Below are 22,164 nucleotides of genomic sequence, written 5' to 3'. Positions count from 1 at the left end.
TCAGTTCTTCTTGCGGAACGCGTCGAGGCTCACAACTTCGGCGCCGGCCTCACCACCCTCGGGCTTCTTGGCCGCTGGCCGGGCCGGCTTTCCGTCCGCGCCATCCTCAGTCTTGTCGAGGTTCTGGCTCGCACCCTGCGCGGGCAGAAGTTTGGGAACGCTTGCGCCGATCGCCGCGACGGCATTGCCTTTCGGCATGATCTCGCTCGGCTCCGATGCGGCGCCACGCGGCGCGTTCTTCGAGCCCGGGACCTGTGGCGCATCGTCCGAAGCGTCATCCTCAGCCGTCTCGTTCAAGTCGAACTTCAGGCCGAACTGCACGGAGGGATCGAAAAACCCGCTCAGAGCATCGAACGGTACGAGCAGACGCTCGGGTACTCCCGAGAAGGACAGACCGACCTCGAACGCATGTTCGGTGACGCCGAGGTCCCAGAACTGATGCTGGAGGACGATGGTCATGTCCTGAGGGTATTTCTCCCGCAACCGCTGGGACATCCGCACCCCCGGCGCTTCCGTCCGGAACGAAACGTAGAAATGATGTTCCCCCGCGAGGCCTTCGCGGGCCGCGTCGGTCAATACCTTGCGCACGACGCCGCGAAGGGCATCCTGAACCAGAAGGTCGTAACGGATCAGATCGTCTGCCATCGCTTGTCGCTTTGCCCGGTACCTGCCGGAATATCGCGCTGGTGGCGCACCGGGTCGGTGAATTGACGTGAAGGCTTGCCGGACTCGGGCCCAGGTTTCAATCGCGCCGTTGCCGCCGTGGTGGCCACGGGGGGCGGTGAATTGACACCGTATCCAAGTACCCAGAATTCTGCTGAAAACGCCTGGGTCCATCGGCTTTCACCGAAGTCTGTCAGGCGCCTAGCCCGGCCTCTCGACCAAGCGGATTGAATATAGAGGGAGAGGCGTCGCTTTTGAAGCCCGATCCTGTCGTGGAGATGTCCGCGGAGCGGGCAATCGCTGAAATGGCTCGCCATGAAGGCGACGGGCGGTCGAGGCGCTCGTCGTTCCATCTGGCCGCGACCGCGTTTCGGGATGCCATCGGCCTCGTCCTGGTAACGCTGTCCATCATGGTCGTCGCGGCCATCGCCGCGATGCTCATCGTTCGAGTCGGCGCAGACATCCTGCAGGGTATCGATCCGCTGGCCAGCGACGTCCGCCGACCCCGGCTCTATCCGCAACAGATGGTCCTACGGGAGGTGGCGAGCGACATCCTGCGACAATGCCTGATCGTCGCCATCGTCATCGGTACGGCGATCTGGTCCGCGGGCAAGGCTTGGCGCGCCAAGCTCGCGCTCAGTCCGGTCGACGCACCCGGCCTCGCTCCTTCGAGGCTTCTCGCCATCATCCTGTTCTGGCCCTTCCTCCATATTCTGTGGGTGATCGCGACCGCGGATGCCTTTCACATGGCGTTCGGACGCAATGTCGGCCTGTCGCCCCTGCTCAGCAGGACGGGCGCATTCGCTTGGCTCGCCTTCACGATCGTCCTGGCTCCCGTGGCGGAGGAGCTGCTGATGCGCGGGGCCATGTTCGAGAGGGCATCGCGCTTCCTCAAGCCGTGGGGAGCCATCCTCGCTACCTCGGCGCTGTTCGTGCTGCTTCATCTCCAGGTCGGCAGCATCGCCCGTCCGGTCTCCCTCGTCCCCCTGGCCCTGATGCTAGGCTGGCTGCGTTGGCGGACCGGGCGGCTATGGCCATGCATCCTGCTCCACGTCTGGAGCAATCTCGCCGTCGTCGCCTACTTGCTGTGGCCGGCGTCCGCCTGACGCTCGCCTCCCGACCCGCTTCGCGGTATCGCAGGAGACAAGAATGGGATCCCGATGCACGCCTATCATCAGCTCATCGAACGCATCCTCTCCGAGGGGACGCGCAAGGACGACCGAACCGGCACAGGCACGCTCTCGGTCTTCGGCCACCAGATGCGCTTCGACCTGGCGCAGGGCTTCCCGCTTGTGACGACGAAGCAGTTGCATCTGCGCTCGATCATCCACGAGTTGCTCTGGTTTCTCACCGGTGACACCAACGTGCGGGCGCTCCAGGCCAACGGCGTCACGATCTGGGACGAATGGGCCGACGCCAACGGCGATCTCGGCCCGGTCTACGGCCGGCAATGGCGTTCCTGGGCTAAGCCCGACGGCGGTGCGGTGGACCAAATTTCCTGGCTCGTGGACGAAATCAGGCGAAACCCCGATTCCCGTCGCCTGATCGTTACGGCCTGGAACCCGGCCGACCTCGACAGGATGGCGCTGGCGCCCTGCCATTGCCTGTTCCAATTCTATGTCGCCGACGGGCGGCTCTCGTGCCAGCTCTATCAGCGCTCGGCGGACGTGTTTCTCGGCGTGCCCTTCAACATCGCGTCCTACGCGCTTCTGACAGCCATGATCGCGCAGGTGACCGGTCTCAGGCCCGGCGATTTCATCCATACCCTGGGAGACGCCCATCTCTACGTGAACCATCTCGATCAGGCGCGGTTACAGCTGACTCGTGAGCAGCGCCCGCTGCCACGCCTCGTTCTCAATCCGGAAGTCCGCTCGCTGTTTGAATTTCGGTTCGAAGACATCGCCATCGAAGGCTACGCGCCGCATCCCGCCATTCGTGCGCAGGTGGCGGTCTGATGTCTGTCTCCTCCCGCCCCCTGATCAGCCTCGTCGTCGCCGTGGCCCGCAATGGCGTCATCGGCCGGGACAACGGCCTGATCTGGCGCCTCGGCAGCGACCTGCGCCGCTTTAAGGCACTGACCATGGGCAAGCCGCTCCTGATGGGTCGGAAGACCTACGAATCCATCGGACGACCATTACCCGGCCGACGCATCATCGTTCTCACCCGCGATCAGTCACTCTCGATCGCGGACGTCAATGTCGTTCACGATTGGAAAGGGGCCATCGCGGCGGCCGGCGATGCGGAGGATCTGATGGTGGCCGGTGGGGGGGAGATCTATGCCCTGGCGCTACCGCATGCCGACCGCATCTACATGACAGAAGTCGACATTTCTCCTGAGGGAGACACCGTCTTCCCCAGCTTCGACAGAGGTACCTTCCGCGAGACATCCCGGGTCGCACACCCGTCCGGCGATCGGGATGAATGCGCCTTCGCATTCGTTGATATGGAACGGGTCCGGTAACTCTACGCCGCGACGCATTGTGCAAGAGCGCCCGGCGCTGTTGCCTTTCCCCTTCATGATGCCCACTTGCCAGCCTTGACAGGACGGAGTGGCGACACTCAGTACCGTGAGACGGATCGGCCTGAAGCGGCAACGCGCCGGTCCGACCTCGAACGTCACTGCCTCAGCGGGAGATATCGGCGAGCATGCCTTGGAGCAATCAAAGCGGCGGCGGTGGCGGCAACGGGGGAGGGCCCTGGGGCCGTGGCGGCGGCGGCAATGGAGGCGGGGGCGGCCCGTGGGGTAGCGGCGGTGGCGGCGGCGGCGGAAAGACGCCCCCCGACCTCGAAGAGATCCTCCGTCGTGGCCAGGACCGTCTGCGTGGCATCATCCCCGGCGGTTCCATGGGCGGCGGCAAGGGTGTCGCTGTGGCCGGCGGCATCGTGCTGTTCATCTGGCTCGCCACCGGCATCTACACGGTCGCGCCGCAGCAGGTCGGTATCGAGACGATCTTCGGACGCTACACGAACACCACCGGCCAGGGGCCGCATTACAACTTTCCCTATCCGATCGGCGCGGTCACAAAGCCGAATGTCGGCCAGGTCAACAGCGTTCAGATCGGCTACCGCGCAGGCGCCGGGTCCCAGTCGCGGGGCCGCGACATGCCTGAGGAAAGCCTGATGCTCACGGGCGACGAGAACATCGTCGACCTCGATTTCGAGGTGCAGTGGCGCATCAATCCGCTGAAGGCGTCGGACTTCGTCTTCAACCTCGAGAATCCCGAAGGGACGATCAAGGCAATTTCCGAGAGCGCCATGCGCGAAGTGATCGGTCGCCGGAATATCCAGGCGATCCTGACCAACGAGCAGTCCAGCGTGGCCCAGGAGGTCAAGGAGATCACCCAGAAGGCTCTCGACGAGTACGGCGCCGGTGTCCGCATCGAAGTCGTCCAGCTCGTCGCCGTCAATCCGCCGCCGGATGTTCGGCCCGCCTTCATCGACGTGAACGCGGCTCAGCAGGATGCGGAACGCGCTCAGAACGAAGCCCGCACCTATGCCAGCCGCGAGGTTCCGCAGGCTCGCGGTAAAGCCTCGCAGATCGTCCAGGCCGCGGAAGCCTACAAGACCCAGGCGACAGCGGACGCTACCGGCCAGGCGGCCCGCTTCCAGCAGGTCTACGAATCCTACAAGCTCGCACCGGCTGTCAGCCGTGAGCGTATCTTCCTCGAAACGATGGAGCGGGTCCTGGGCTCGGTCAACAAGGTCATCATCGACCAGAACGGAACCGGCGTTGCCGGTGGAGCAACGGGCGCGGGCGTCGTTCCGGTGCTTCCGCTGACCGAATTCGGCAATCGCAACACCAATACGGGGGCTGGACGATGAACAATCCCGCTCTTCGCACCGGCGTCCTCTTCCTCCTCGCGGTGCTCGCCGTCGCGCTCTATGCTTCGGTCTTCACCGTCGGACAGATGCAGCAGGCCCTGGTGATCCAGTTCGGCCGCGTCCGCACGGTCCTCAATCAGACCGGCACCGAGAAGCCGGGCCTGTACTTCAAGGTTCCGCTGATCGAGAACGTCGTGCTCTTCGACAAGCGCGTCCTCGATCTCGATCTTCCGGTTCAGACGCTTCTGACTGCCGACCGGCAGAATCTGGAAGTCGATGCGTTCGCCCGCTACCGCATCGTCGATCCGCTGCGCTTCTATCAGTCGGCGAATAACGTTCTGCGCGCCAACACGCTTCTGGCGAGCTTCACCAACTCGGCCCTGCGTAACGTGCTCGCCCGTTCGACCCGCGACGCCATCGTGCGGACCGAGCGTTCGCACCTGATGAACGTCATCCAGGGTGACGTGAACAATCAGGCGAAAGAGCTGGGCGTGGAAATCGTCGACCTGCGCATGACCCGAGTCGATCTTCCGGCGCAGAACTCGACCGCCGTCTACAAGCGGATGATCACCGAGCGTAACCGTGAGGCCGCCGATATCCGCGCGAACGGCGATCAGATCTCTGCGACGATCAAGGCGAAAGCGGACCGCGACGTCACCGTCGTCCTGTCTGAGGCCAACCAGACTGCTGAAACCCTGCGAGGCCAGGGCGACGGCGACAGGAACCGGATCCTCGTGGAGGCCTTCGGCAAGGACCCTGATTTCTTCGCCTTCTATCGGTCGATGCAGGCTTACGAAACTGGTCTGAAGGGACCCGAGACACGCCTCGTCATCAACCCGAACTCGGATTTCTTCCGTTATTTCAACGATCCGCAGGGGCGTGCTCCGGCAACCGCACCGCGCGCATCGGGTTCGGCGGATGCGGCTCCGACGACCGGGACCGTCCGCTGAAACGGGCTTCCACTAACTGACCTACCCTTGATCGTCCGCTTCGGCGGACGATCTAAGCCTCGTCTCAACAAGAGGTCGACCATGATTTCCGCCGCGAGCGCCAGAACGGCGCGACGTCCCCGAGCGTTCCACCAGACGGCACGCTCGGCCTTCGCCGCCGTGTCGTTCGCCACCGCGGTGGCGTTCACGGGCCTCGCGACTCCGGCCCTGGCGAAGGGACCTGAATCCCTTGCCGATCTCGCCGAAAAGGTGACCGACGCCGTCGTCAACATCTCGGCCTCTACCACTGTGGAGTCGAAGACGCCCGGCCGGACGATGCCGCAGCTGCCTCAGGGCACACCATTCGAGGATCTCTTCGAAGAGTTCTTCAACAAGCGGGGTCAGCGCGGCGACGGGGATTCACCGCGCCCACAATCGCGCAAGTCGAACTCCCTCGGATCGGGATTCATCATCGACGCATCGGGCATCGTGGTAACGAACAACCACGTCATCGGAGACGCCAACGACATCCAGGTGATCCTGCACAACGGCACCAAGCTGAAAGCAGAGATCATCGGCAAGGATCCCAAGATCGATCTCGCCGTTCTGCGGGTGAAGCCAGAGGCCGACAAGCCGCTGAAAGCTGTGGCCTTCGGCGATTCGGAGAAGATGCGTCCCGGCGACTGGGTCATCGCCATCGGCAACCCGTTCGGCCTCGGCGGCTCGGTCTCGGCCGGTATCGTTTCCGCGCGGGGCCGCAACATCGAGTCCGGCCCCTACGACAACTACATTCAGACCGACGCGGCCATCAACAAGGGCAATTCCGGTGGCCCACTGTTCAACATGGACGGCGAGGTCATTGGCATCAATACGGCGATCCTGTCGCCGACGGGTGGCTCGGTCGGCATTGGATTCGCCGTTCCTTCCGCTACGGCGTCGCAGGTCATCGACCAGCTTCGTGAGTTCGGCGAGGTTCGTCGTGGCTGGCTCGGCGTGCGCATTCAGAACGTCGACGATGCCACCGCCGACGCCCTCGGCCTCAAGGGCGGTGCCAAGGGCGCGCTCATCGCAGGCGTCGATGAGAAGGGTCCCGCCAAGACGTCCGGCCTCGAAGTCGGTGACGTCATCACCAAGTTCAACGGAACGACGGTGAAATCCTCCAGCGACCTTCCCCGCATCGTCGCATCGACGCCGGTCGGCAAGGTGGTCGAGGTCATCGTGGTCCGGAAGGGTACCGAGACAACCAAATCGGTCACCCTTGGCCGCCTGGACGATCCTGAGAAGCCGCAACTCGCCAATGCCAAGCAGCCTGAGGCGGAGCCCGCGATTCGGCAGGCCCTCGGTCTCAACCTGTCCGGGATCACCGACGAGCTGCGCCGCCGCTTCAGCATCAAGGACAGCGTGAAGGGTGTGGTCGTCACACGCGTCGACCCGAACTCCACCGCCGCCGACAAGCAGATCAAGCCGGGTGAGGTGATCGTCGAGGTTGGACAGGAATCGGTCTCATCGCCCGCCGACGTGACGAAGCGGGTCGATCAGCTGAAGAAGGAGAACCGCAAATCCGTTCTCCTCCTCGTGGCGGCGGCATCGGGTGATGTGCGCTTCGTGGCGATCGGACTTGAATAAGCGCTGTCTCCATCGACAATATCGGCCCGTCCCGTGCGCGGGTTGGGCCTCGCTATGCCGCCCGGCCGGGACATTCGGCTTGTGCGACTCGGCGGCCGGCGCGTAGGCTCATCTTCACGATGAGACGAGACAACCGATGACGGCGGTCGCCTTCGACACCCTCAAATTCGCCCGCTCCCTTCGCGAGAAGGCGAAGCTTTCGTCCGAACAGGCCGAAGGCCTCGCGGACGCATTCACCGAGCTGTTTCAGGGCGACATCGCAACAAAGTCCGATATCGGGTCGGTGAAAGTCGACATCGAGGCACTTCGCTTGTCGACACGAGCCGATATCGAGGCGCTCAAGCTGTCCACGAGATCAGACCTTCGCGAAGCCGAGGCACGGTTGGAAGCCAAGATCGAAGCCACGAAAGCCGATATCATCAAGTGGATGTTCGGCACGATCGGCTTTCAGACCCTGATCATCCTCGGCGCCGTCATTGCCCTGGCACGGATCGTCCGCTGACGCCTCAGTCCTACGCGACGAACTCGTTCGCTCCGTAACCCTGCAGGTAGAGAAGCGCGGTCAGGTCGCCGTGGTCGATGCGGACATCCGCCGCCGCCGCGACCTTGGGCTTGGCCCGAAACGCCACGCCGAGGCCGGCCTCGCCGAGCATGTCGAGATCGTTCGCCCCGTCGCCCACCGCCATCGTGTCCTCACGGTCGAGGCCGAAGCGCGAGCGCAGGGCGATCAGCGTCGCGCGCTTGGTCTCCTTGCCGACGATGGGCTCTAGCACCTCGCCGGTGAGATAGCCGTCCTTCACCCCGAGGGTGGTGGCATGCGCCTCGTCGAATCCGATCGTCGCCGAGATCGGTCCCGTGAACAGGGTGAACCCGCCGGAGACCAGGCAGGTATGGGCGCCGTTGGCCTTCAGCGTCCGGACGAGGACGCGCCCCCCCGGTGTGAGGGTGATGCGGTCCCGGATGAGGTCGTCCACCACGCCGACCGGCAGATCGCACAGCAGGGCGACACGCTCGCGCAGGGCCGGCTCGAAGGCGATCTCACCGCGCATGGCCCGCTCGGTGATGGCGGCGACGCGGTCCTTCAGGCCGATCGTGTCGGCGAGCTCGTCGATGCATTCCTGCTCGATCATGGTCGAATCCATGTCGGCCAGGAACAGCCGTTTACGGCGGTGAGCGCCGGAGACCTGCACGGCGACGTCGAACGGTTCGGCGGCGAAGGCCGCCCGTAGTCGCCGCGCCATCGCGGAAACGTCCTCCCCGGTGCCCGGAAACAGGATCTCGGCCGCCACCTCGCCATGGAGGATGCGCGGCTGATGATCGGTCCGCAGCACGGAACGGGCTTCCGCCAGCACTGCATCGGTGATGGCGGGGCGGCTCTCGTTTGCTATCAGGGTCGCGACGAGGGTCATCGGGGAGTGTCCACGCCTTGCCGCCGGTCACGGACGGATCACACAGACAGGCGCCCCCGGCGGCGATCCTCATCGCAGGGCCCACCGCCTCGGGCAAGTCCGGCCTCGCGACGGAACTCGCGCGCCGTCACGACGGCGTCGTGGTCAACACCGATTCCATGCAGGTCTATGCCGATCTGCGACGGTTGTCGGCGCGGCCGAGCGTCGAGGAGGAAGCGCTGGCGCCCCACCGGCTTTACGGCGAGGTGGATGGCGCGGTGAATTACTCCGCCGGGCACTTCGCCCGCGATGCCACGCGCCTCCTCGTCGATCTGAACGGCCGGCTTCCAATCTTCGTCGGCGGCACCGGCCTGTATATTCGCGCCCTGGAAGAGGGGTTGTCGGACCTGCCGCCGGTCCCCGATGAGATCCGAACCGCGCTTCGCTCACGGGCCGAGGACCGGGCCACCGACCTGCTCCATGCCGACCTCGCGGAGGTCGACCCCGCCGGGGCGGAAACGCTGCGGCCCACCGACCGCGCCCGGATCATGCGGGCGCTCGAAATCTTCGCCGCCACCGGGAGACCGATCTCGGCGTTTCATGGCGAGCGCGTCGCAGGGCCGCTGGCGGGCAAACGTCTGGTCAAGCTGTTCCTCGCCCCCGAGCGCGAGACCCTGCGCGCCCGGATCGACCGACGTTTCGTGGCGATGATCGAGGAGGGCGCCCTCGACGAGGTCGCGGCCCTGCGGGAGCGCCGCCTCGATCCGCTCCTGCCGATCATGCGCGCCCACGGCGTGCCGGGCCTCATCGCTCATCTCGACGGGACGATCCCCCTCGCCGAGGCGATCCAGCGCGGCCAGGGCGATACAAGGCGCTACGCCAAGCGGCAATTCACCTGGTTCCGCCACCAGATGGGCGAGGACTGGGCCTGGACCGATCCCGACGCGGCCCTCGCCGTGGCGACCAGCCTCATTTTTCCAGGCGGGCGATGAGGCTCGACGTATCCCAGCGGTTGCCACCCATGGCCTGCACGTCGGCATAGAACTGGTCGACGAGGGCGGTGACCGGGAGCTTGGCGCCGTTGCGCCGGGCTTCGAGGAGGAGAATGCCGAGATCCTTGCGCATCCAGTCGACGGCGAAGCCGAAATCGAATTTTTCGGCATTCATCGTCCGGCCGCGATTCTCCATCTGCCAGGAGCCGGCCGCGCCTTTCGAGATCACGTCGAGCACCGCATCCACGTCGAGCTCGGCACGCTTGGCGAAGTGGATCGCCTCCGACAGGCCCTGGACGATGCCGGCGATGCAGATCTGGTTGACCATCTTGGTGAGCTGGCCGGAGCCCGCCGGTCCCATCAGGCGTGAGGCCTTGGCGAAGCTCAGGATCGCGGGCTCGACCTTGGCGTAGGTGGCCTCGTCCCCGCCGCACATCACGGTGAGCGCCGCGTTTTCGGCGCCGGCCTGTCCGCCGGAAACGGGAGCGTCGATGAAGCCGAGGCCGAGTTCGGACGCGGCCTGGGACAGTTCGCGGGCGACCTCGGCCGAGGCCGTGGTGTGATCCACGAAGATCGCTCCCTTCTCCATTCCGGCGAAGGCACCGTCCTCACCCAGTGTCACGCCGCGCAGGTCGTCGTCGTTGCCGACGCAGGCGAAGACGATCTCCTGTCCGGCAGCCGCCTCGCGCGGGGTCTTGGCGAAGGCGCCCCCATTGGCCTTCACCCAGGCCTCCGCTTTGGCGGCGGTCCGGTTGTAGACGGTGACGTCGTAGCCATTCTTGGCGAGGTGACCCGCCATCGGGCCGCCCATCACACCCAGGCCCAGGAACGCGACCTTCGCCATCATCCGTCTCCATCTGTCACTACGTTTGCGGCGGGTCTAGATTCGATGGCGGGAGGGGTCAAACGCGAGACGGTCTCAGCCGCCCGTGACGCTCATATGGCGTGGTACGGCAGCCGGTCGGGCGCGCTCAATGACGAAGTCATGGCCCTTGGGCTTGCGAGCGATGGCATCGGTGACGGCCTGCGTGACGAGGGCGTCGTCCGGTGAGGCGCGCAGGGCCTCGCGCAGGTCGGCCGCGTCTTCCTGGCCGAGACACATGTAGAGCTTCCCCGTGCAGGTCAGGCGGACACGGTTGCAGCTCTCGCAGAAATTATGGGTCAGAGGCGTGATGAAGCCGAGCCGCCCCCCGGTCTCGGCGATGCGGACATAGCGGGCAGGGCCACCGGTGCGGTCCGGCAGCGGAATCATGGTGTATCGCTGTTCGAGACGTGCCCGGGCAACAGACAGGGGCAGGAACTGGTCGGTGCGGTCACCATCCACTTCACCGAGGGGCATCACCTCGATGAGGGTCATGTCCATGCCATCGCCATGGGCCCAGGCGATCATGTCGGCGATCTCGTCTTCGTTCACGCCCTTCAGCGCCACGGCGTTGATCTTGACCTTGATGCCTGCCTTGCGGGCCTTCTCGATGCCGTCGAGCACGACCTTGAGGTCGCCGCGCCGCGTCACGGCGCGGAACTTGTCCGGGTCGAGCGTGTCGAGAGACACGTTCACACGCCTGATGCCGAGTTCGGCGAGTTCCGATGCGAAGCGACCGAGCTGCGTGCCGTTCGTCGTCATCGTCAACTCTTCCAGGGCGCCTGTGCCTAGATGGCGCGACAGACGACGGAAGAGATGCATGATGTCGCGGCGAACGAGCGGCTCGCCGCCGGTGATCCTGAGCTTGCGCACGCCCCGGTCGATGAACACGCCACAGAGCCGGTCGAGTTCCTCTAGCGTGAGCAGATCACGCTTGGGCAGGAACGTCATGTCATCCGACATGCAATAGACGCATCGCAGGTCGCAGCGATCGGTCACGGAGATGCGAAGATAGGTGATAGCCCGCTGGAACGGGTCTATCAGGGGCGCTTGCGCTTTCGAAGCTACGGGTTCGGCATAGGCAACACCCATGGGAGACTCGTGGCTCTTGGCTGGGGAGATTTCTGAAGCGTGGTCGCGCGAGGAACCTAGCATCACTGGCATATGAGGCGTTGGTGGCCACGGAGCAAGCGCATGCCGACGCATGCCCCGTACGCTCTACACATATATTGCATCCGAGACTGTTACAGGCATGAGAGTTCCAGTATGAGCCAGCATCACGCCGATCCCCTCCCCACCGGACAGCAGGTCGCCGCACCGGAGCGGTGGCCCACCGAGATCCGCCTGTCAGGCGACAAGCGGACGCTGAACGTCTCCTTCGAGGATGGCGGCAAGTTCGCGCTGCCAGCGGAATATCTGCGCGTCTCGAGCCCCTCGGCCGAGGTTCAGGGACATTCCCCCGCCGAGCGCAAGGTCATCGGCGGAAAGCGAGACGTGGCGATCCTCTCGGTGGAGCCGGTGGGCAATTACGCGGTCAAGCTCACCTTCGACGACATGCACGATACCGGGCTGTTCGGCTGGGGCTATCTCTACGACCTCGGCCGTGAGTACCGGAACCGCTGGGCGAAGTACCTGTCCGAGCTCGAAGAGCGCGGCCTCGTGCGCGATGCCGCCCGGCGTCCGGCCACCAATCCGGCAAAGGGCGAGCCTCCGAAGAGCGAAGGAAGCTGCGGAAGCGGGTGCGGATGTCACTGACCGCCACCGCGGACCCGAACGGTATCGCGACCCCGACTCCCGCCACCAGCCGCCGCATCCTGGCGCTGGCTTTGCCGATGACGCTCGCCAACGTCACCACCCCGCTCCTCGGTTTCGTCGGGGCGGCGGTGATCGGGCGCCTCGGCGATGCCGCTCTCCTCGGCGCCATGGCGTTGGGTGCAGTGGTGTTCGATGCGATCTTCTGGTCCTTCGGCTCGCTTCGCATGGCGACGGCAGGGCTCACGGCTCAGGCGGCAGGTGCCCGCGACTCGGCCGAGATCGACCGGATCCTGGCCCGCTCGCTTGCGGCCGGAATCCTGGTGGGGCTCGTCATCGTCGCCGCTCAGGTGCCGATCGCGACCGGGGCCTTCCCGCTCAGCGGCGCGAGCCCGGCAGTAATCGCGGGTCTCGCCACCTATTTCCACATCCGCATCTTCGCGGCCCCATTCACGCTGGCGAACTATGCCATCCTCGGCTCGGTGCTCGGTCGTGGGCGGACCGATCTCGGACTTCTGCTTCAGGTGGCGATCAACCTCGTCAACATCGTCCTGACCCTCTTCCTCGTGCTCTGGGCGGATCTCAGCGTCGCGGGAGCCGGCATGGCCACGCTCGTCGCCGAAGCCGCCGGAACCGGCATCGGGCTCGTCCTGCTGGCCCGGCTCGGCTCGCGTCCGTTCGCGGTACCGTTCGCCGTCATTCGCGATCCACTGGCATTGGCGCGCATGCTCAGCGTCAATGCCGACGTCATGATCCGCACCCTGCTGCTGGTCGGTGCCATCGCCCTGTTTTCCGCGCTCGGTGCGCGCTCGGGCGACGTAATCCTGGCGGCGAATGCCGTCCTGTGGAATCTCTTCCTCATCGGAGGGTTTTTCCTCGACGGGTTCGCCACCGCGGCCGAGACGCTGTGCGGGCAGGCGGTCGGCGCGCGTGACGAAGCCGGTTTCCGCCGCGCGGCCCGCCTCAGTGTAATCTGGTGCGTTGCCTTCGGCCTAGCGGTGGCGACACTGTTCCTGGCCTTCGGCGCAGCCTTCATCGATACGGTCACGACGAGCCCGGAGGTGCGCGAAACGGCGCGTGCGTATCTGGCCCCCGCCGCACTCGCTCCTCTCGTTGCCTCCGTGCCGTTCGCCTTCGATGGAATCTACATCGGCTCCACGTGGACACGGGCCATGCGCAATCTGATGATCGCGGCCACCGGCGTCTACGCCGTGGCGATCGGCATCGCTCACACCGCAGGCTTCGGGAATATGGGTCTGTGGCTCTCGTTCCTGATTCTGCTGGCGGCACGCGGCGCCAGTCAGGCTCTGGCCTATCCGGGGCTCGCCCGCCGGACCTTCGATAGTGCGCCTGCGGCAAGGGATGTGCGCGCGCCCTGATCGTCGGCGTCCGAGCCGGATTGGTGCCGTTCAGCTTCGATCGATACACTGAGCACGTCTCACCAGCCGGGGATCGGCGCCGGTATCCATCCGCGCCGCCTCATCGGAGTCCTCCGTGCCCTATACCACCCTCTCCGACGTCGCCCCCGCCATCGATACGTCGCCGCGCTTCGCCTCCTCGGTTCCCGACACCGTCATCGCGATCCCGGTCTACAACGAGGCCGAGCGGATCGAGGCCTGCCTCCGCGCCATCGACGCGCAGGAGGGCGTGCGTCCCGGCAGCCTCGGGCTTTATCTGTTCCTGAACAATTGCAGCGACGGCACGGATCGGATCGTTGCCGAACTCGTGCAGGACATGTCGATCCCGGTCCGGGTCAGGATGGTCACCTTCGACGGCGCCCATGCCGGATGGGCGCGCTGCGCGGCCATGGAAGCCGCTGCCGAATGGATCGGCCCGGACGGCACCGCCGGAACGATCCTGACCTCGGATGCCGACAGCCGGGTGCCGTCGGATTGGGTTGCGCGCAACCTCGCAGCCTTGGATGCCGGGGCCGATGCCGTAGCGGGGCGCATCCAGATCGATGAGGACGAATGGGCGGCACTGCCCAAGTCGCTTCGCGCACGGGGCAAGCTCGAAGATGCCTACAGCGATCTCTTGACCGAGTTGGAAGCACGGATCGATCACGATCCGCACGATCCCTGGCCGTGCCACCGGACGACGATCGGCGCCACGCTCGCCGTCCGCCTCTCAGCCTACCGTAAGGTGGGGGGCATGCCGATGATCGCCCTCGGCGAGGACGGCGCTTTCGTGGCAGCCCTGCTGCAGCACGGGCTGCGAGTGCGGCACGCCAAGGACGTGGTCGTCACCGTTTCCGGCCGCCTGGTCGGCCGCGCGCCCGGTGGCGTCGCCGATACGATACGCGCGCGCTGCGAGGTGCCTGACAGCCTCTGCGATGCACGTATGGAGGCGGTTCCCCGCGCGCTCTACCGCTATCTGTGGCGACGCCGCCTTCGTCGGCTCCACGCCACGAGCGCCTTGGCGACCACCACGGCCTGGGCACGCAAACTGTCGATCCCCGAGGCGGATGCCGTGCGGATCGCTAAGCAGCCTCTCGTCGGACTCGCGGTCGCCGAGATCGAGCGTGTCAGCCCCAAACTGGTCTACCGTCCGCTCGGCCCTCGGCAACTGCCCCACCATATCCGCCTGGCGACGGTCGTCCTTACATTCCTACGCGCTGCTTCGGCCCTGAACCGCAAACTGCCGTCCCCCGAACTGCCTGAAGCCAAGACACTGCCTGAAGCCAAGACAATGGCAGTCGATCCCGCCTCTCACTGAGCCTCGCGCTTCGACAAATACGACGCCTTCAGATCGGCCTGCCTGCGATCCCCAGGCCGACTTTCTCGCCTCTCACCGAAAGAATGCCTCGCTTCAAGATGGCGTCTTCGAGTTCGTCGAAGGCCTTCGTGAGATGGGTCTTGGCCGTCAGGATGGTCGAGGCGCGCGGACGAGGCTGCTCCATCATCAGGCCGACAAGGTCGTCCGTACTTTCCAGGACGCTGCGGTGAAGCACGTGGATCGTAGGGTCGGGTTCGATGAACCGCATCGCACTATCGGTCCACCGCCTCAACTCGCCAGATAAATCCTCACCCACGGAAGCATAAGCTTCGATCTTCATGCGAACGTTCACGAAACTCGTCGCGATGTCTTTGTGCAGCTGCGTCATGACAACAAGGTCGGTCGGGGTTGGACTTCATAGGCCGTGAGGATAGTCTCTGTTCGTCAACAAAATATGCCATGCAAAATCTCGCGCAAAGTCGCACCGATCAGCCATGATTGGTGCTGGCCAGATATCGCGCGGCGTTCATCCGAACCACACGTTGTGCCGTCGTGACGGAGAGGGCCTGGAAGGCCGCCGTCATGCCATGCATCACCTCGGGCGCCTTCTCGCGCTCCGATTGCGAGGTCATGAACAGCTTGAGGATTTCCCGGCCGAACCGTACGGAGCGGCCGAGATGATGTCTCCGGCCAAGCCCCCCAGCCAGCGCATCCCATTGTTCACGGATCGGTCGCGCGTCCGTTAACGCCCCGCCGTCGCGAACCGAGCATCCGGCATGGGATGAGCCGCAGCGGTATCGAAGATGCCTTAGAAAATTCCCGATGATCGGTGATTCCCGCCATCGGGCTGAAAAACCGACGCCAGCCCTGTCCGTCAGGGTAAGGCCGGGCGAACACCCTGGCTTCCTGGCGGTGCAACACATTGGAAGTATTCTGATATATGGTTTTTCTCAAGAACCGGCTTTGCTTCCGACGATCGCTGGGCTACGCGCTAGCGACAATGCGCAAGATCACTCACTCCGCACTGATTTCCGCCTCCCTGCTGGCCTTCGCGGCCCTGGGCACCGGCTTCGCCTCGGCCAAGGAGACGCCGATCGGCCCTCCCATGCTCAAGGACGGGCTGGAAGTGACGGCGGTCTATCTTCAGCCGATCGAGATGGACCCGCTGGACATGATGCGCGCCGCCGCGCAATCCGACATCCACCTCGAAGCCGATATCCGCGCGGCCAAGGACAACCGTAACGGGTTCGCCGAGGGCGACTGGCTGCCCTCCCTCGACGTGAGCTTCGAACTGACGAAGCTGGAGGGCGAGGCCGCCACGGGTCCGAAGGTGAGCGGCTCGCTGATGCCGATGGTAGCCAATGACGGCCCGCATTACGGCGACAACGTCAAGCTGAGCGGCCCCGGCCGCTACCGGCTCAAGCTCACGGTGGCGCCTCCCGGCAAGAACCAGCATTTCGGCCGCCACGTGGACAAGGAGACGGGTGTCGCCGAATGGTTCAAGCCCTTCGACCTGATCCAAGACTTCACCTTCGCCGGCACCGGCAAGAAGGGCGCGTATTGAGCACCGTGATGCAGCACGTCCGCAGCCTTGCACTCGCCTGCACCTTCATGGCAGCCGGCATCGGCTTTGCATCGGCCAATGACATGCCGGTGATCAAGGTCGAGATGAAGGACGGCGTGATCATCCCCGAGATCATCGAGGTGCCGGCCAATACCCGCTTCAAGCTGGAGATCACCAATACCGGCACCTCGCCGGTGGAGTTCGAGAGCATGGAATTGAAGCGCGAGAAGGCCCTGGCCGCTGGCTCAACCTCGGGAATCGTGTTCCGCACCCTCGACCCCGGCACCTACGACGTGTTCGACGACTTCCACCCGGAAGCCAAAGCCAAGCTGGTGGCGAAGTAGCCCGATGGCGGCGAGCGTCTCGACGGACCTGCGTGAAGCCTGGATCGACCAGCGCCTCGCGGAACTCGGCCATTGGCTCCAGCGCCACGGCGGGATCATCCGCAGCGTGCAATGGGCTGTGGTCGCGGTCTACCTCGTCCTCGTGGCCGTGCCGGCCTTCCTGCCCCTGCCGGACCGGACCGCCCATCTCTGGAACAACCTGACCGTCCTCGCGCAGTTCGCGTTCTGGGGCATCTGGTGGCCCTTCGTCCTCGTGAGCATGGTGCTCGTCGGCCGGGCCTGGTGCGGGGTGCTGTGCCCCGAGGGCACGCTCACGGAATTCGCCAGCCGCTGGAGCCTCGGCCGCGCGGTGCCGCGCTGGATCACCTGGGGCGGCTGGCCCTTCATCGCGTTCGCCGGAACCACGGTCTACGGGCAGATGGTCAGCGTCTACGGCTACCCGAAGCCGGTGCTCGCCGTCCTCGGCGGCTCCACCGTGGCGGCGATCGCGGTGGGCCTCGTCTATGGCCGCAACAAGCGCGTCTGGTGCCGCTATCTCTGCCCCGTGAACGGGGTCTTCGCGGTGCTGGCCAAGCTCGCGCCAGTGAGCTTCCAGGTGGACCGCCCCGCCTGGGCCGCCTCCGACAAGCCGCAGGGCGCCGCCTTCAACTGCGCTCCCCTGGTGCCGGTGAAGACCATGCGCGGGGCCGGCTCCTGCCATATGTGCGGGCGCTGCAGCGGCTATCGCGGCGCGGTCCGCCTCGCCCGGCGCTCCCCCGCCTACGAGATCGTCCATGTGGCCGGCACCGAGCCGAGCCTCGAACAGACGGTCCTGATCCTGTTCGGCATGATGGGCCTCGCGGCCGGTGCCTTCCAATGGTCGTCGAGCCCCTGGTTCATCGACGCCAAGCAATGGCTCGCCACCTGGTTCATCGAACACGGGATGGTCTGGCCGCTCGAGACCACCTTGCCGTGGTTCGTGCTCACCAACTACCCCGAGCACAACGACGTCATGACCCTGCTCGATGGCGGCCTGCTGCTGGCCTATATCGGCGCCGCGACGATCATCCTGGGGGTGGGCCTCTCCGCCCTCGTGGCCCTCGGCACTCGCTTTCTCGGCCCCTGGTCGTCGTCGCGTTTCCACCACCTGACGCAGACGCTGATCCCCATCGCGGGATGTGGCGTCTTCCTCGGCCTCTCGGCCCTCACCGTCACCTTCCTGCGCGGGGAGGGGCTCCCGCTTCCCTACGTCGCCGAAATGCGTGCCGGGCTGCTCATCGGCGCGAGCCTGTGGAGCGCGTGGCTCGCCTGGCAGGTGGCGGGGCTCACCACCGGCGGATGGCGCCGGGCGGGCGCGACGGCCTGCATCGCCGCCGCCGCCACCCTGTCGGTTTCCGGCTGGGTGCTTCTGTTCTGGATCTGGTAGGGCGCTCACACCGCCCGCCCGCGACATCGAAGGAAATCTCCGCATGATCGGAGCATTCGTCATCGCCTTCCGCGAGGTCATCGAAGCCGGCCTCATCATCGGCATCGTGCTGGCGGCCACGCGCGGCATCACCGGGCGCGGCCGCTGGATCGGCCTCGGCGTGGTCGGCGGGCTTGCCGGCGCCTGCCTCGTGGCGCTCTTCGCCGAAGCGATCTCCGACGCGTTCGAGGGCGCGGGTCAGGACATCCTCAACGCCGCCGTCCTCGCCACCGCCGTCGTCATGCTGATCTGGCACAACACCTGGATGAGCCGCCACGGGCGCGAGCTCGCGGGCGAATTGAAGGCCGCCGGAGAATCCGTGCGCAGGGGGGAGACCACATCCGCTGCCCTGGCCTTCGTCGTCGGCGCGGCGATCCTGCGCGAGGGCGCGGAGCTCGTCCTGTTCCTCTACGGCCTCGTCGCGTCGGGCACGTCCGGCCCCGATCTGCAGATCGGGGCGCTGGCCGGAGTCGGCGCGGGCATCCTGATCTCGGCGGTGAGCTATTTCGGCCTGGCCGCGATCCCGACCCGCTACGTCTTCTCGGTGACCAGCGCGCTCATCATCTTCCTCGCCGCCGGTCTCGCGGCGCAGGCGGCACAGTTCCTCACCAATGCCGGGCTCATCACTGTGCTCGACCGGCCGCTCTGGAACACCGCCAACATCCTGTCCGAGGGCAGCATGGTCGGCCGCGTGCTCCACGCCCTCGTCGGCTATACCGACCGCCCGACGGGGCTGCAGGTCATCGTCTATCTCGGCACGATCCTGGTCATGGTCGCCCTCATGCAGTGGTCGTCGGCGGACAAGCGTCGGCGGACACTGCGGACGGCGTGAAGCGGAGACACAGGCCGTGCATGTGACTCACGATTCGGCGGCCCCGGCGGCCGCCCCGATCAGCTTCGACGAGTTCCTCGCCGTCGACATCCGGATCGGCACGGTGGTCTCCGCCGAGCCTTTCCCTGAAGCGCGGAAACCTGCAATCAAGCTCGTCATCGATTTCGGTCCGGCCATCGGCACCAAGCGCTCCAGCGCCCAGATCACCGAACATTACCGGCCGGAGGATCTGGTCGGCCGGCAGGTCGCCGCGGTGGTGAACTTCCCCCCGCGCCAGATCGGCAAGTTCCTCTCGGAGGTCCTGACGCTGGGCTTCGCCGATACGAACGGTGCCGTCGTACTGTTCCGCCCCGACCATGCCGTGCCGGACGGAAGCCGCCTGTTCTGAATGTAGACTCACCGCCGGCGGGGAGCGGTCGCTATCCAGGCGTCCACTCGCGCGGCCATCCCGGCCGGATCTCCGCTGAGCGCGAGGATTTTCTGCCTCGAGGTCTCGCCCGCCGCGATCCGGATCTCAGACCGTCGCAGTGACAGGGCCTCCGCCAAGGCAGCGATAAGAGCCGTATTGGCGGCGCCCTCCACCGGCGGCGCGGCGACCCGCATCTGTACCCAGACCCGTCCATCGGCGGTCTCGACCAGCCCGTCGAGGCCCGTTCGGCTCGCACGTGGCGTCAGACGCACGGCGAGCCGAATCCCCTCCGAAGTCAGGGTATAGGGACACGCCTCGGTCATGGCATGGCCGAGGCGTGGCAACGGCTCTCCGCCGACGGCAAGATGATTCCAATCAGCCCCAACACCAGACCCCTTCCTCAGTGCGATCCCGGCGCGAGGAAAAAGCGGAACATCGGCGAAAGTCTTCTCTTCAGCTCTTTCCCGCGAGACCCATGCGGCGGTCTTCGGCACGCATGGCCGCTTGTCAATCGCGCGTCATTGGCGCGCATTTTATATCCGGAGGGCTGTCGCGGCAGCCGTGTTGCACTAAGCTGCACCGCATCGTCACTGGAATGCGTTCATGTCCGATCTTCGCCTGCGCCGCAGCGTCCTTTACATGCCCGGCTCGAACCAGAGAGCCCTCGACAAGGCGAAGACGCTGCAGGCGGACGCTCTGATCCTAGACCTCGAAGACGCGGTCGGGCCGGACGAGAAGGAATTGGCCCGGGATCAGGTCTGCGCGGCCGTGAAGGGTGGCGGGTATGGTAGCCGCGAGCTCGTGATCCGCGTCAATGCTCCCCAGACTCCCTGGGGCGAGGCGGATTTGAAGGCCGCGATCCAGGCCTGTCCCGACGCCATCCTGATGCCGAAAGTGTCCTCGCCGGCGGTTCTCGAGAGCATCGCCAACCATCTCGAAGCCCTCGACGCCCCCGAGAGCATCGATGTCTGGGCGATGATCGAGACCCCGGCGGCGATCCTCAACATCCAGGAGATCGCCAAGGCCCGGCGCGACCGGCGCACCCGGCTCACCTGCTTCGTCCTCGGGACGAACGATCTCGCCAAGGATACCTGGGCCCAGCTCGTGCCGGGCCGGGTGCCGATGCTGCCCTGGATGATGTTCACCCTCGCCGCCGCCCGCGCCGAAGGACTCACCATCCTCGACGGCGTGTGGAACGATATCGGCGATGTGGAGGGCTGCCGCACGGAGTGCCGGCAGGCGCGCGACCTCGGCTTCGACGGCAAGACGCTGATCCATCCCAACCAGCTCGAACCGGCCAACACCTCCTTCGCCCCGACCGAGGAAGAAGTGCGCCGCGCTACCCTGGTGATCGACGCCTTCGACAAGCCGGAGAACGCCAAGCGGGGCGCCATCAAGGTCGAGGGTCGCATGTACGAGCGCCAACATATCAGCATGGCGCGCCGCGCGGTGAACTGGTCGGAATCTATTGCCGCCAAAGGGTATTGAGGGCGGGCCTGCGTCGCGAAGGCTCGGCCGGGCGGGGAACAAGGCGTGGTGAAGCGGGCTTTCCCGCTCATCCCGCCTCACCCCGGTCCTTCGCCGTCGCGTTACCACCCACGGACGGGTCGGGATGGTTCGGGCAGATCGGGTGAGGTTGGCACCGGAGGGCGCCACCGCCTTCCGCCGACGTCTTGCCCCAAGGATTCTTGCCCCTCATGAGCCCGATCCTCGAACCTTTCACCCTCGGCGACCTCACCCTCAAGAACCGCGTCGTCATGGCTCCGTTGACCCGGAGCCGGTCCTCCGACGAGGGCATCCCCCCGGATTTCGCGGTCGATTACTACGCCCAGCGGGCCAATGCCGGTCTCATCATCTCGGAGGCGACCAACATCTCGCCCCAGGCGGTCGGCTACGCCCTGACGCCGGGCATCTGGACCAATGCGCAGGTAGAGGGATGGAAGCCCGTGACCGCGGCGGTTCACGCCAGTGACGGCCGCATCTTCCTGCAGCTCTGGCATACGGGCCGCATCTCACATCCCGACGTGCAGCCCAACGGCCAGTCGCCGGTGGCGCCCTCGGCCCTGAAGCCCGAGGGTATGGCTTTCACCAAATCCGGCATGAAGCCGCATGAGACGCCCCGTGCGCTTGAGACGGACGAGATCCCAGGAATCATCGAGGATTATCGCAAGGCCGCCGAGAACGCGAAGCGCGCGGGATTCGACGGTGTCGAGATTCATTCCGCCAATAATTACCTGCTCGAGCAATTTGTGCGCGATTCCACCAACAAGCGGACCGATCAGTATGGCGGCTCCATCGAGAACCGCCTTCGCTTCCCCCTCGCCGTGGTGAAGGCGGTCACGGACGTCTGGGGCGGCAAGCGCGTCGGCATCCGCCTGTCGCCCGCCACCACGGAGCCCGGCAAGACACCGCTGGACAGCGATCCGAAGGCAACGTTCGGCGCCTATATCGACGCGCTGAACGCGTTCGATCTGCTCTACGTCCACACGATCGAGGGCGTGACACAACAGACCCGCGAAGTGCCGGACGAGGTCGATTTCGGGCAGATCCGCGAGCGTTTCCAGGGCGCATATATCGGCAACAACCAATACACGCTCGAACTTGCCGAGAAGGACCTCGCCGAGGGGAGGGCGGACCTGTTCAGCTTCGGCCGGCCCTATATCGCCAATCCCGATCTCGTGGAGCGGCTGCGCACCGGCGCACCGCTCGCCGAGGCTCCGAAGGCGTATTGGTATGGCGGGGGCGCCAACGGCTATTCCGACTGGCCGGGCATGAACGGCCCCATCGCGTTCCGGCGCTGAGGCTTTGTCCTGAAAGGCGGG

Annotated in this window: 25 protein-coding genes; 18 read left to right on the top strand and 7 right to left on the bottom strand. The window is 65.7% G+C overall.

Features of this window, described 5'->3' with window-relative positions:
* Complete coding sequence (locus ACYQR9_RS22695; RefSeq protein ID WP_207413685.1) at positions 1–645, bottom strand: SspB family protein; 645 nt, start codon at positions 643–645, stop codon at positions 1–3.
* A gap of 323 nt (positions 646–968) precedes the next feature.
* On the opposite strand from ACYQR9_RS22695, the gene ACYQR9_RS22690 reads away from it, so the two are divergent.
* The 7 genes from ACYQR9_RS22690 (at position 969) to ACYQR9_RS22660 (ending at position 7,542) form a co-directional block, all read left to right on the top strand.
* A complete protein-coding gene (locus tag ACYQR9_RS22690; RefSeq protein ID WP_461228118.1) occupies positions 969–1,769 on the top strand; it encodes a lysostaphin resistance A-like protein in 801 nt (266 codons plus the stop codon).
* Between the two features lie 54 nt (positions 1,770–1,823).
* Entirely contained in the window at positions 1,824–2,618 is a 795-nt protein-coding gene (locus tag ACYQR9_RS22685) for a thymidylate synthase (protein WP_461228117.1), read from the top strand.
* Complete coding sequence (locus ACYQR9_RS22680) at positions 2,618–3,124, top strand: dihydrofolate reductase (RefSeq protein ID WP_461228116.1); 507 nt, start codon at positions 2,618–2,620, stop codon at positions 3,122–3,124. The genes ACYQR9_RS22685 and ACYQR9_RS22680 overlap by 1 nt, the downstream gene beginning before the upstream one ends.
* Positions 3,125–3,309: 185 nt before the next feature.
* On the top strand, positions 3,310–4,485 hold the full coding sequence (gene hflK / locus ACYQR9_RS22675; RefSeq protein WP_056424630.1) for an FtsH protease activity modulator HflK: 1,176 nt from the start codon (positions 3,310–3,312) through the stop codon (positions 4,483–4,485).
* A complete protein-coding gene (gene hflC / locus ACYQR9_RS22670) occupies positions 4,482–5,435 on the top strand; it encodes a protease modulator HflC (RefSeq protein WP_056424635.1) in 954 nt (317 codons plus the stop codon). The genes hflK and hflC overlap by 4 nt, the downstream gene beginning before the upstream one ends.
* Positions 5,436–5,516: 81 nt before the next feature.
* Positions 5,517–7,040: a DegQ family serine endoprotease gene (locus ACYQR9_RS22665; RefSeq protein ID WP_461228115.1), complete on the top strand. Its 1,524-nt coding sequence runs from the start codon at positions 5,517–5,519 to the stop codon at positions 7,038–7,040.
* Between the two features lie 136 nt (positions 7,041–7,176).
* A complete protein-coding gene (locus ACYQR9_RS22660) occupies positions 7,177–7,542 on the top strand; it encodes a CCDC90 family protein (protein WP_207412668.1) in 366 nt (121 codons plus the stop codon).
* A 10-nt stretch (positions 7,543–7,552) separates the two neighbouring features.
* Here ACYQR9_RS22660 and serB read toward each other — a convergent pair whose 3' ends face one another.
* Positions 7,553–8,449 (bottom strand): phosphoserine phosphatase SerB, encoded by an 897-nt coding sequence (gene serB, locus ACYQR9_RS22655; RefSeq protein WP_461228114.1) that lies wholly within the window; start codon positions 8,447–8,449, stop codon positions 7,553–7,555.
* Between the two features lie 17 nt (positions 8,450–8,466).
* Between serB and miaA the strand changes: the two genes are divergently transcribed.
* The gene (gene miaA, locus ACYQR9_RS22650) at positions 8,467–9,420 is read left to right on the top strand and encodes a tRNA (adenosine(37)-N6)-dimethylallyltransferase MiaA (protein WP_461228113.1); all 954 of its coding nucleotides are present in this window, start codon (positions 8,467–8,469) and stop codon (positions 9,418–9,420) included.
* On the opposite strand, the gene ACYQR9_RS22645 is transcribed toward miaA, so the two are convergent.
* Together ACYQR9_RS22645 and moaA are read right to left on the bottom strand one after the other, a co-directional pair.
* Positions 9,398–10,264: an NAD(P)-dependent oxidoreductase gene (locus ACYQR9_RS22645; protein WP_461229882.1), complete on the bottom strand. Its 867-nt coding sequence runs from the start codon at positions 10,262–10,264 to the stop codon at positions 9,398–9,400. The two genes, miaA and ACYQR9_RS22645, sit on opposite strands and share 23 nt — an antisense overlap.
* Positions 10,265–10,339: 75 nt before the next feature.
* Entirely contained in the window at positions 10,340–11,374 is a 1,035-nt protein-coding gene (gene moaA / locus ACYQR9_RS22640; RefSeq protein ID WP_461228112.1) for a GTP 3',8-cyclase MoaA, read from the bottom strand.
* Positions 11,375–11,548: 174 nt separating this feature from the next.
* Here moaA and ACYQR9_RS22635 point away from each other — a divergent pair, with 174 nt between their 5' ends.
* From ACYQR9_RS22635 to ACYQR9_RS22625, 3 genes are all read left to right on the top strand, one after another.
* Positions 11,549–12,037, top strand: a complete 489-nt coding sequence (locus ACYQR9_RS22635; protein ID WP_461228111.1) for a gamma-butyrobetaine hydroxylase family protein — start codon at positions 11,549–11,551, stop codon at positions 12,035–12,037.
* A complete protein-coding gene (locus ACYQR9_RS22630) occupies positions 12,028–13,413 on the top strand; it encodes an MATE family efflux transporter (protein WP_461228110.1) in 1,386 nt (461 codons plus the stop codon). Before ACYQR9_RS22635 ends, ACYQR9_RS22630 begins: the two co-directional genes overlap by 10 nt.
* 151 nt (positions 13,414–13,564) lie before the next feature.
* Positions 13,565–14,749, top strand: a complete 1,185-nt coding sequence (locus tag ACYQR9_RS22625; RefSeq protein WP_461229881.1) for a glycosyltransferase family 2 protein — start codon at positions 13,565–13,567, stop codon at positions 14,747–14,749.
* 28 nt (positions 14,750–14,777) lie between these two features.
* On the opposite strand, the gene ACYQR9_RS22620 is transcribed toward ACYQR9_RS22625, so the two are convergent.
* Both ACYQR9_RS22620 and ACYQR9_RS22615 read right to left on the bottom strand, forming a co-directional pair.
* Entirely contained in the window at positions 14,778–15,137 is a 360-nt protein-coding gene (locus ACYQR9_RS22620; RefSeq protein WP_461228109.1) for a hypothetical protein, read from the bottom strand.
* A 100-nt stretch (positions 15,138–15,237) separates the two neighbouring features.
* On the bottom strand, positions 15,238–15,381 hold the full coding sequence (locus ACYQR9_RS22615; RefSeq protein WP_461228108.1) for a hypothetical protein: 144 nt from the start codon (positions 15,379–15,381) through the stop codon (positions 15,238–15,240).
* Positions 15,382–15,749: 368 nt separating this feature from the next.
* On the opposite strand from ACYQR9_RS22615, the gene ACYQR9_RS22610 reads away from it, so the two are divergent.
* Genes ACYQR9_RS22610 through ACYQR9_RS22590 form a run of 5 tightly spaced genes read left to right on the top strand, consistent with a single transcriptional unit; the run spans position 15,750 to position 19,321 of the window.
* Entirely contained in the window at positions 15,750–16,313 is a 564-nt protein-coding gene (locus ACYQR9_RS22610) for an iron transporter (protein ID WP_461228107.1), read from the top strand.
* Between the two features lie 8 nt (positions 16,314–16,321).
* The gene (locus ACYQR9_RS22605) at positions 16,322–16,657 is read left to right on the top strand and encodes a cupredoxin domain-containing protein (protein ID WP_056424666.1); all 336 of its coding nucleotides are present in this window, start codon (positions 16,322–16,324) and stop codon (positions 16,655–16,657) included.
* A gap of 4 nt (positions 16,658–16,661) precedes the next feature.
* On the top strand, positions 16,662–18,062 hold the full coding sequence (locus ACYQR9_RS22600) for a 4Fe-4S binding protein (protein ID WP_056424671.1): 1,401 nt from the start codon (positions 16,662–16,664) through the stop codon (positions 18,060–18,062).
* A 43-nt stretch (positions 18,063–18,105) separates the two neighbouring features.
* Positions 18,106–18,933 carry an FTR1 family iron permease gene (locus tag ACYQR9_RS22595; protein WP_461228106.1) on the top strand — a complete coding sequence of 276 codons (828 nt, stop codon included), beginning with the start codon at positions 18,106–18,108 and terminating at the stop codon, positions 18,931–18,933.
* Positions 18,934–18,949: 16 nt separating this feature from the next.
* On the top strand, positions 18,950–19,321 hold the full coding sequence (locus ACYQR9_RS22590) for a tRNA-binding protein (RefSeq protein WP_461222712.1): 372 nt from the start codon (positions 18,950–18,952) through the stop codon (positions 19,319–19,321).
* Positions 19,322–19,329: 8 nt separating this feature from the next.
* On the opposite strand, the gene ACYQR9_RS22585 is transcribed toward ACYQR9_RS22590, so the two are convergent.
* Positions 19,330–19,665 (bottom strand): DUF167 family protein, encoded by a 336-nt coding sequence (locus ACYQR9_RS22585; RefSeq protein WP_311274982.1) that lies wholly within the window; start codon positions 19,663–19,665, stop codon positions 19,330–19,332.
* 280 nt (positions 19,666–19,945) lie between these two features.
* On the opposite strand from ACYQR9_RS22585, the gene ACYQR9_RS22580 reads away from it, so the two are divergent.
* Together ACYQR9_RS22580 and ACYQR9_RS22575 are read left to right on the top strand one after the other, a co-directional pair.
* Positions 19,946–20,830, top strand: coding sequence for an HpcH/HpaI aldolase/citrate lyase family protein (locus ACYQR9_RS22580; protein WP_311274866.1), 885 nt, complete (start codon positions 19,946–19,948; stop codon positions 20,828–20,830).
* Between the two features lie 209 nt (positions 20,831–21,039).
* On the top strand, positions 21,040–22,143 hold the full coding sequence (locus tag ACYQR9_RS22575) for an alkene reductase (protein ID WP_461228105.1): 1,104 nt from the start codon (positions 21,040–21,042) through the stop codon (positions 22,141–22,143).
* Positions 22,144–22,164: the final 21 nt, after the last annotated feature.

The sequence above is a fragment of the Methylobacterium sp. CM6241 genome (assembly GCF_054817845.1).
This window is presented reverse-complemented; position numbering and strand designations above follow the sequence as displayed.

Bases quoted from the DNA above. Each gene is read 5' to 3' on its own strand.
- ACYQR9_RS22695 (WP_207413685.1), bottom strand. From the start codon at position 645: ATGGCAGACGATCTGATCCGTTACGACCTTCTGGTTCAGGATGCCCTT.
- ACYQR9_RS22690 (WP_461228118.1), top strand. From the start codon at position 969: ATGGCTCGCCATGAAGGCGACGGGCGGTCGAGGCGCTCGTCGTTCCAT.
- ACYQR9_RS22685 (WP_461228117.1), top strand. From the start codon at position 1,824: ATGCACGCCTATCATCAGCTCATCGAACGCATCCTCTCCGAGGGGACG.
- ACYQR9_RS22680 (WP_461228116.1), top strand. From the start codon at position 2,618: ATGTCTGTCTCCTCCCGCCCCCTGATCAGCCTCGTCGTCGCCGTGGCC.
- hflK (WP_056424630.1), top strand. From the start codon at position 3,310: ATGCCTTGGAGCAATCAAAGCGGCGGCGGTGGCGGCAACGGGGGAGGG.
- hflC (WP_056424635.1), top strand. From the start codon at position 4,482: ATGAACAATCCCGCTCTTCGCACCGGCGTCCTCTTCCTCCTCGCGGTG.
- ACYQR9_RS22665 (WP_461228115.1), top strand. From the start codon at position 5,517: ATGATTTCCGCCGCGAGCGCCAGAACGGCGCGACGTCCCCGAGCGTTC.
- ACYQR9_RS22660 (WP_207412668.1), top strand. From the start codon at position 7,177: ATGACGGCGGTCGCCTTCGACACCCTCAAATTCGCCCGCTCCCTTCGC.
- serB (WP_461228114.1), bottom strand. From the start codon at position 8,449: ATGACCCTCGTCGCGACCCTGATAGCAAACGAGAGCCGCCCCGCCATC.
- ACYQR9_RS22645 (WP_461229882.1), bottom strand. From the start codon at position 10,264: ATGGCGAAGGTCGCGTTCCTGGGCCTGGGTGTGATGGGCGGCCCGATG.
- moaA (WP_461228112.1), bottom strand. From the start codon at position 11,374: ATGGGTGTTGCCTATGCCGAACCCGTAGCTTCGAAAGCGCAAGCGCCC.
- ACYQR9_RS22635 (WP_461228111.1), top strand. From the start codon at position 11,549: ATGAGCCAGCATCACGCCGATCCCCTCCCCACCGGACAGCAGGTCGCC.
- ACYQR9_RS22630 (WP_461228110.1), top strand. From the start codon at position 12,028: ATGTCACTGACCGCCACCGCGGACCCGAACGGTATCGCGACCCCGACT.
- ACYQR9_RS22620 (WP_461228109.1), bottom strand. From the start codon at position 15,137: ATGACGCAGCTGCACAAAGACATCGCGACGAGTTTCGTGAACGTTCGC.
- ACYQR9_RS22615 (WP_461228108.1), bottom strand. From the start codon at position 15,381: ATGACCTCGCAATCGGAGCGCGAGAAGGCGCCCGAGGTGATGCATGGC.
- ACYQR9_RS22610 (WP_461228107.1), top strand. From the start codon at position 15,750: ATGCGCAAGATCACTCACTCCGCACTGATTTCCGCCTCCCTGCTGGCC.
- ACYQR9_RS22605 (WP_056424666.1), top strand. From the start codon at position 16,322: ATGCAGCACGTCCGCAGCCTTGCACTCGCCTGCACCTTCATGGCAGCC.
- ACYQR9_RS22600 (WP_056424671.1), top strand. From the start codon at position 16,662: ATGGCGGCGAGCGTCTCGACGGACCTGCGTGAAGCCTGGATCGACCAG.
- ACYQR9_RS22595 (WP_461228106.1), top strand. From the start codon at position 18,106: ATGATCGGAGCATTCGTCATCGCCTTCCGCGAGGTCATCGAAGCCGGC.
- ACYQR9_RS22585 (WP_311274982.1), bottom strand. From the start codon at position 19,665: ATGACCGAGGCGTGTCCCTATACCCTGACTTCGGAGGGGATTCGGCTC.
- ACYQR9_RS22580 (WP_311274866.1), top strand. From the start codon at position 19,946: ATGTCCGATCTTCGCCTGCGCCGCAGCGTCCTTTACATGCCCGGCTCG.
- ACYQR9_RS22575 (WP_461228105.1), top strand. From the start codon at position 21,040: ATGAGCCCGATCCTCGAACCTTTCACCCTCGGCGACCTCACCCTCAAG.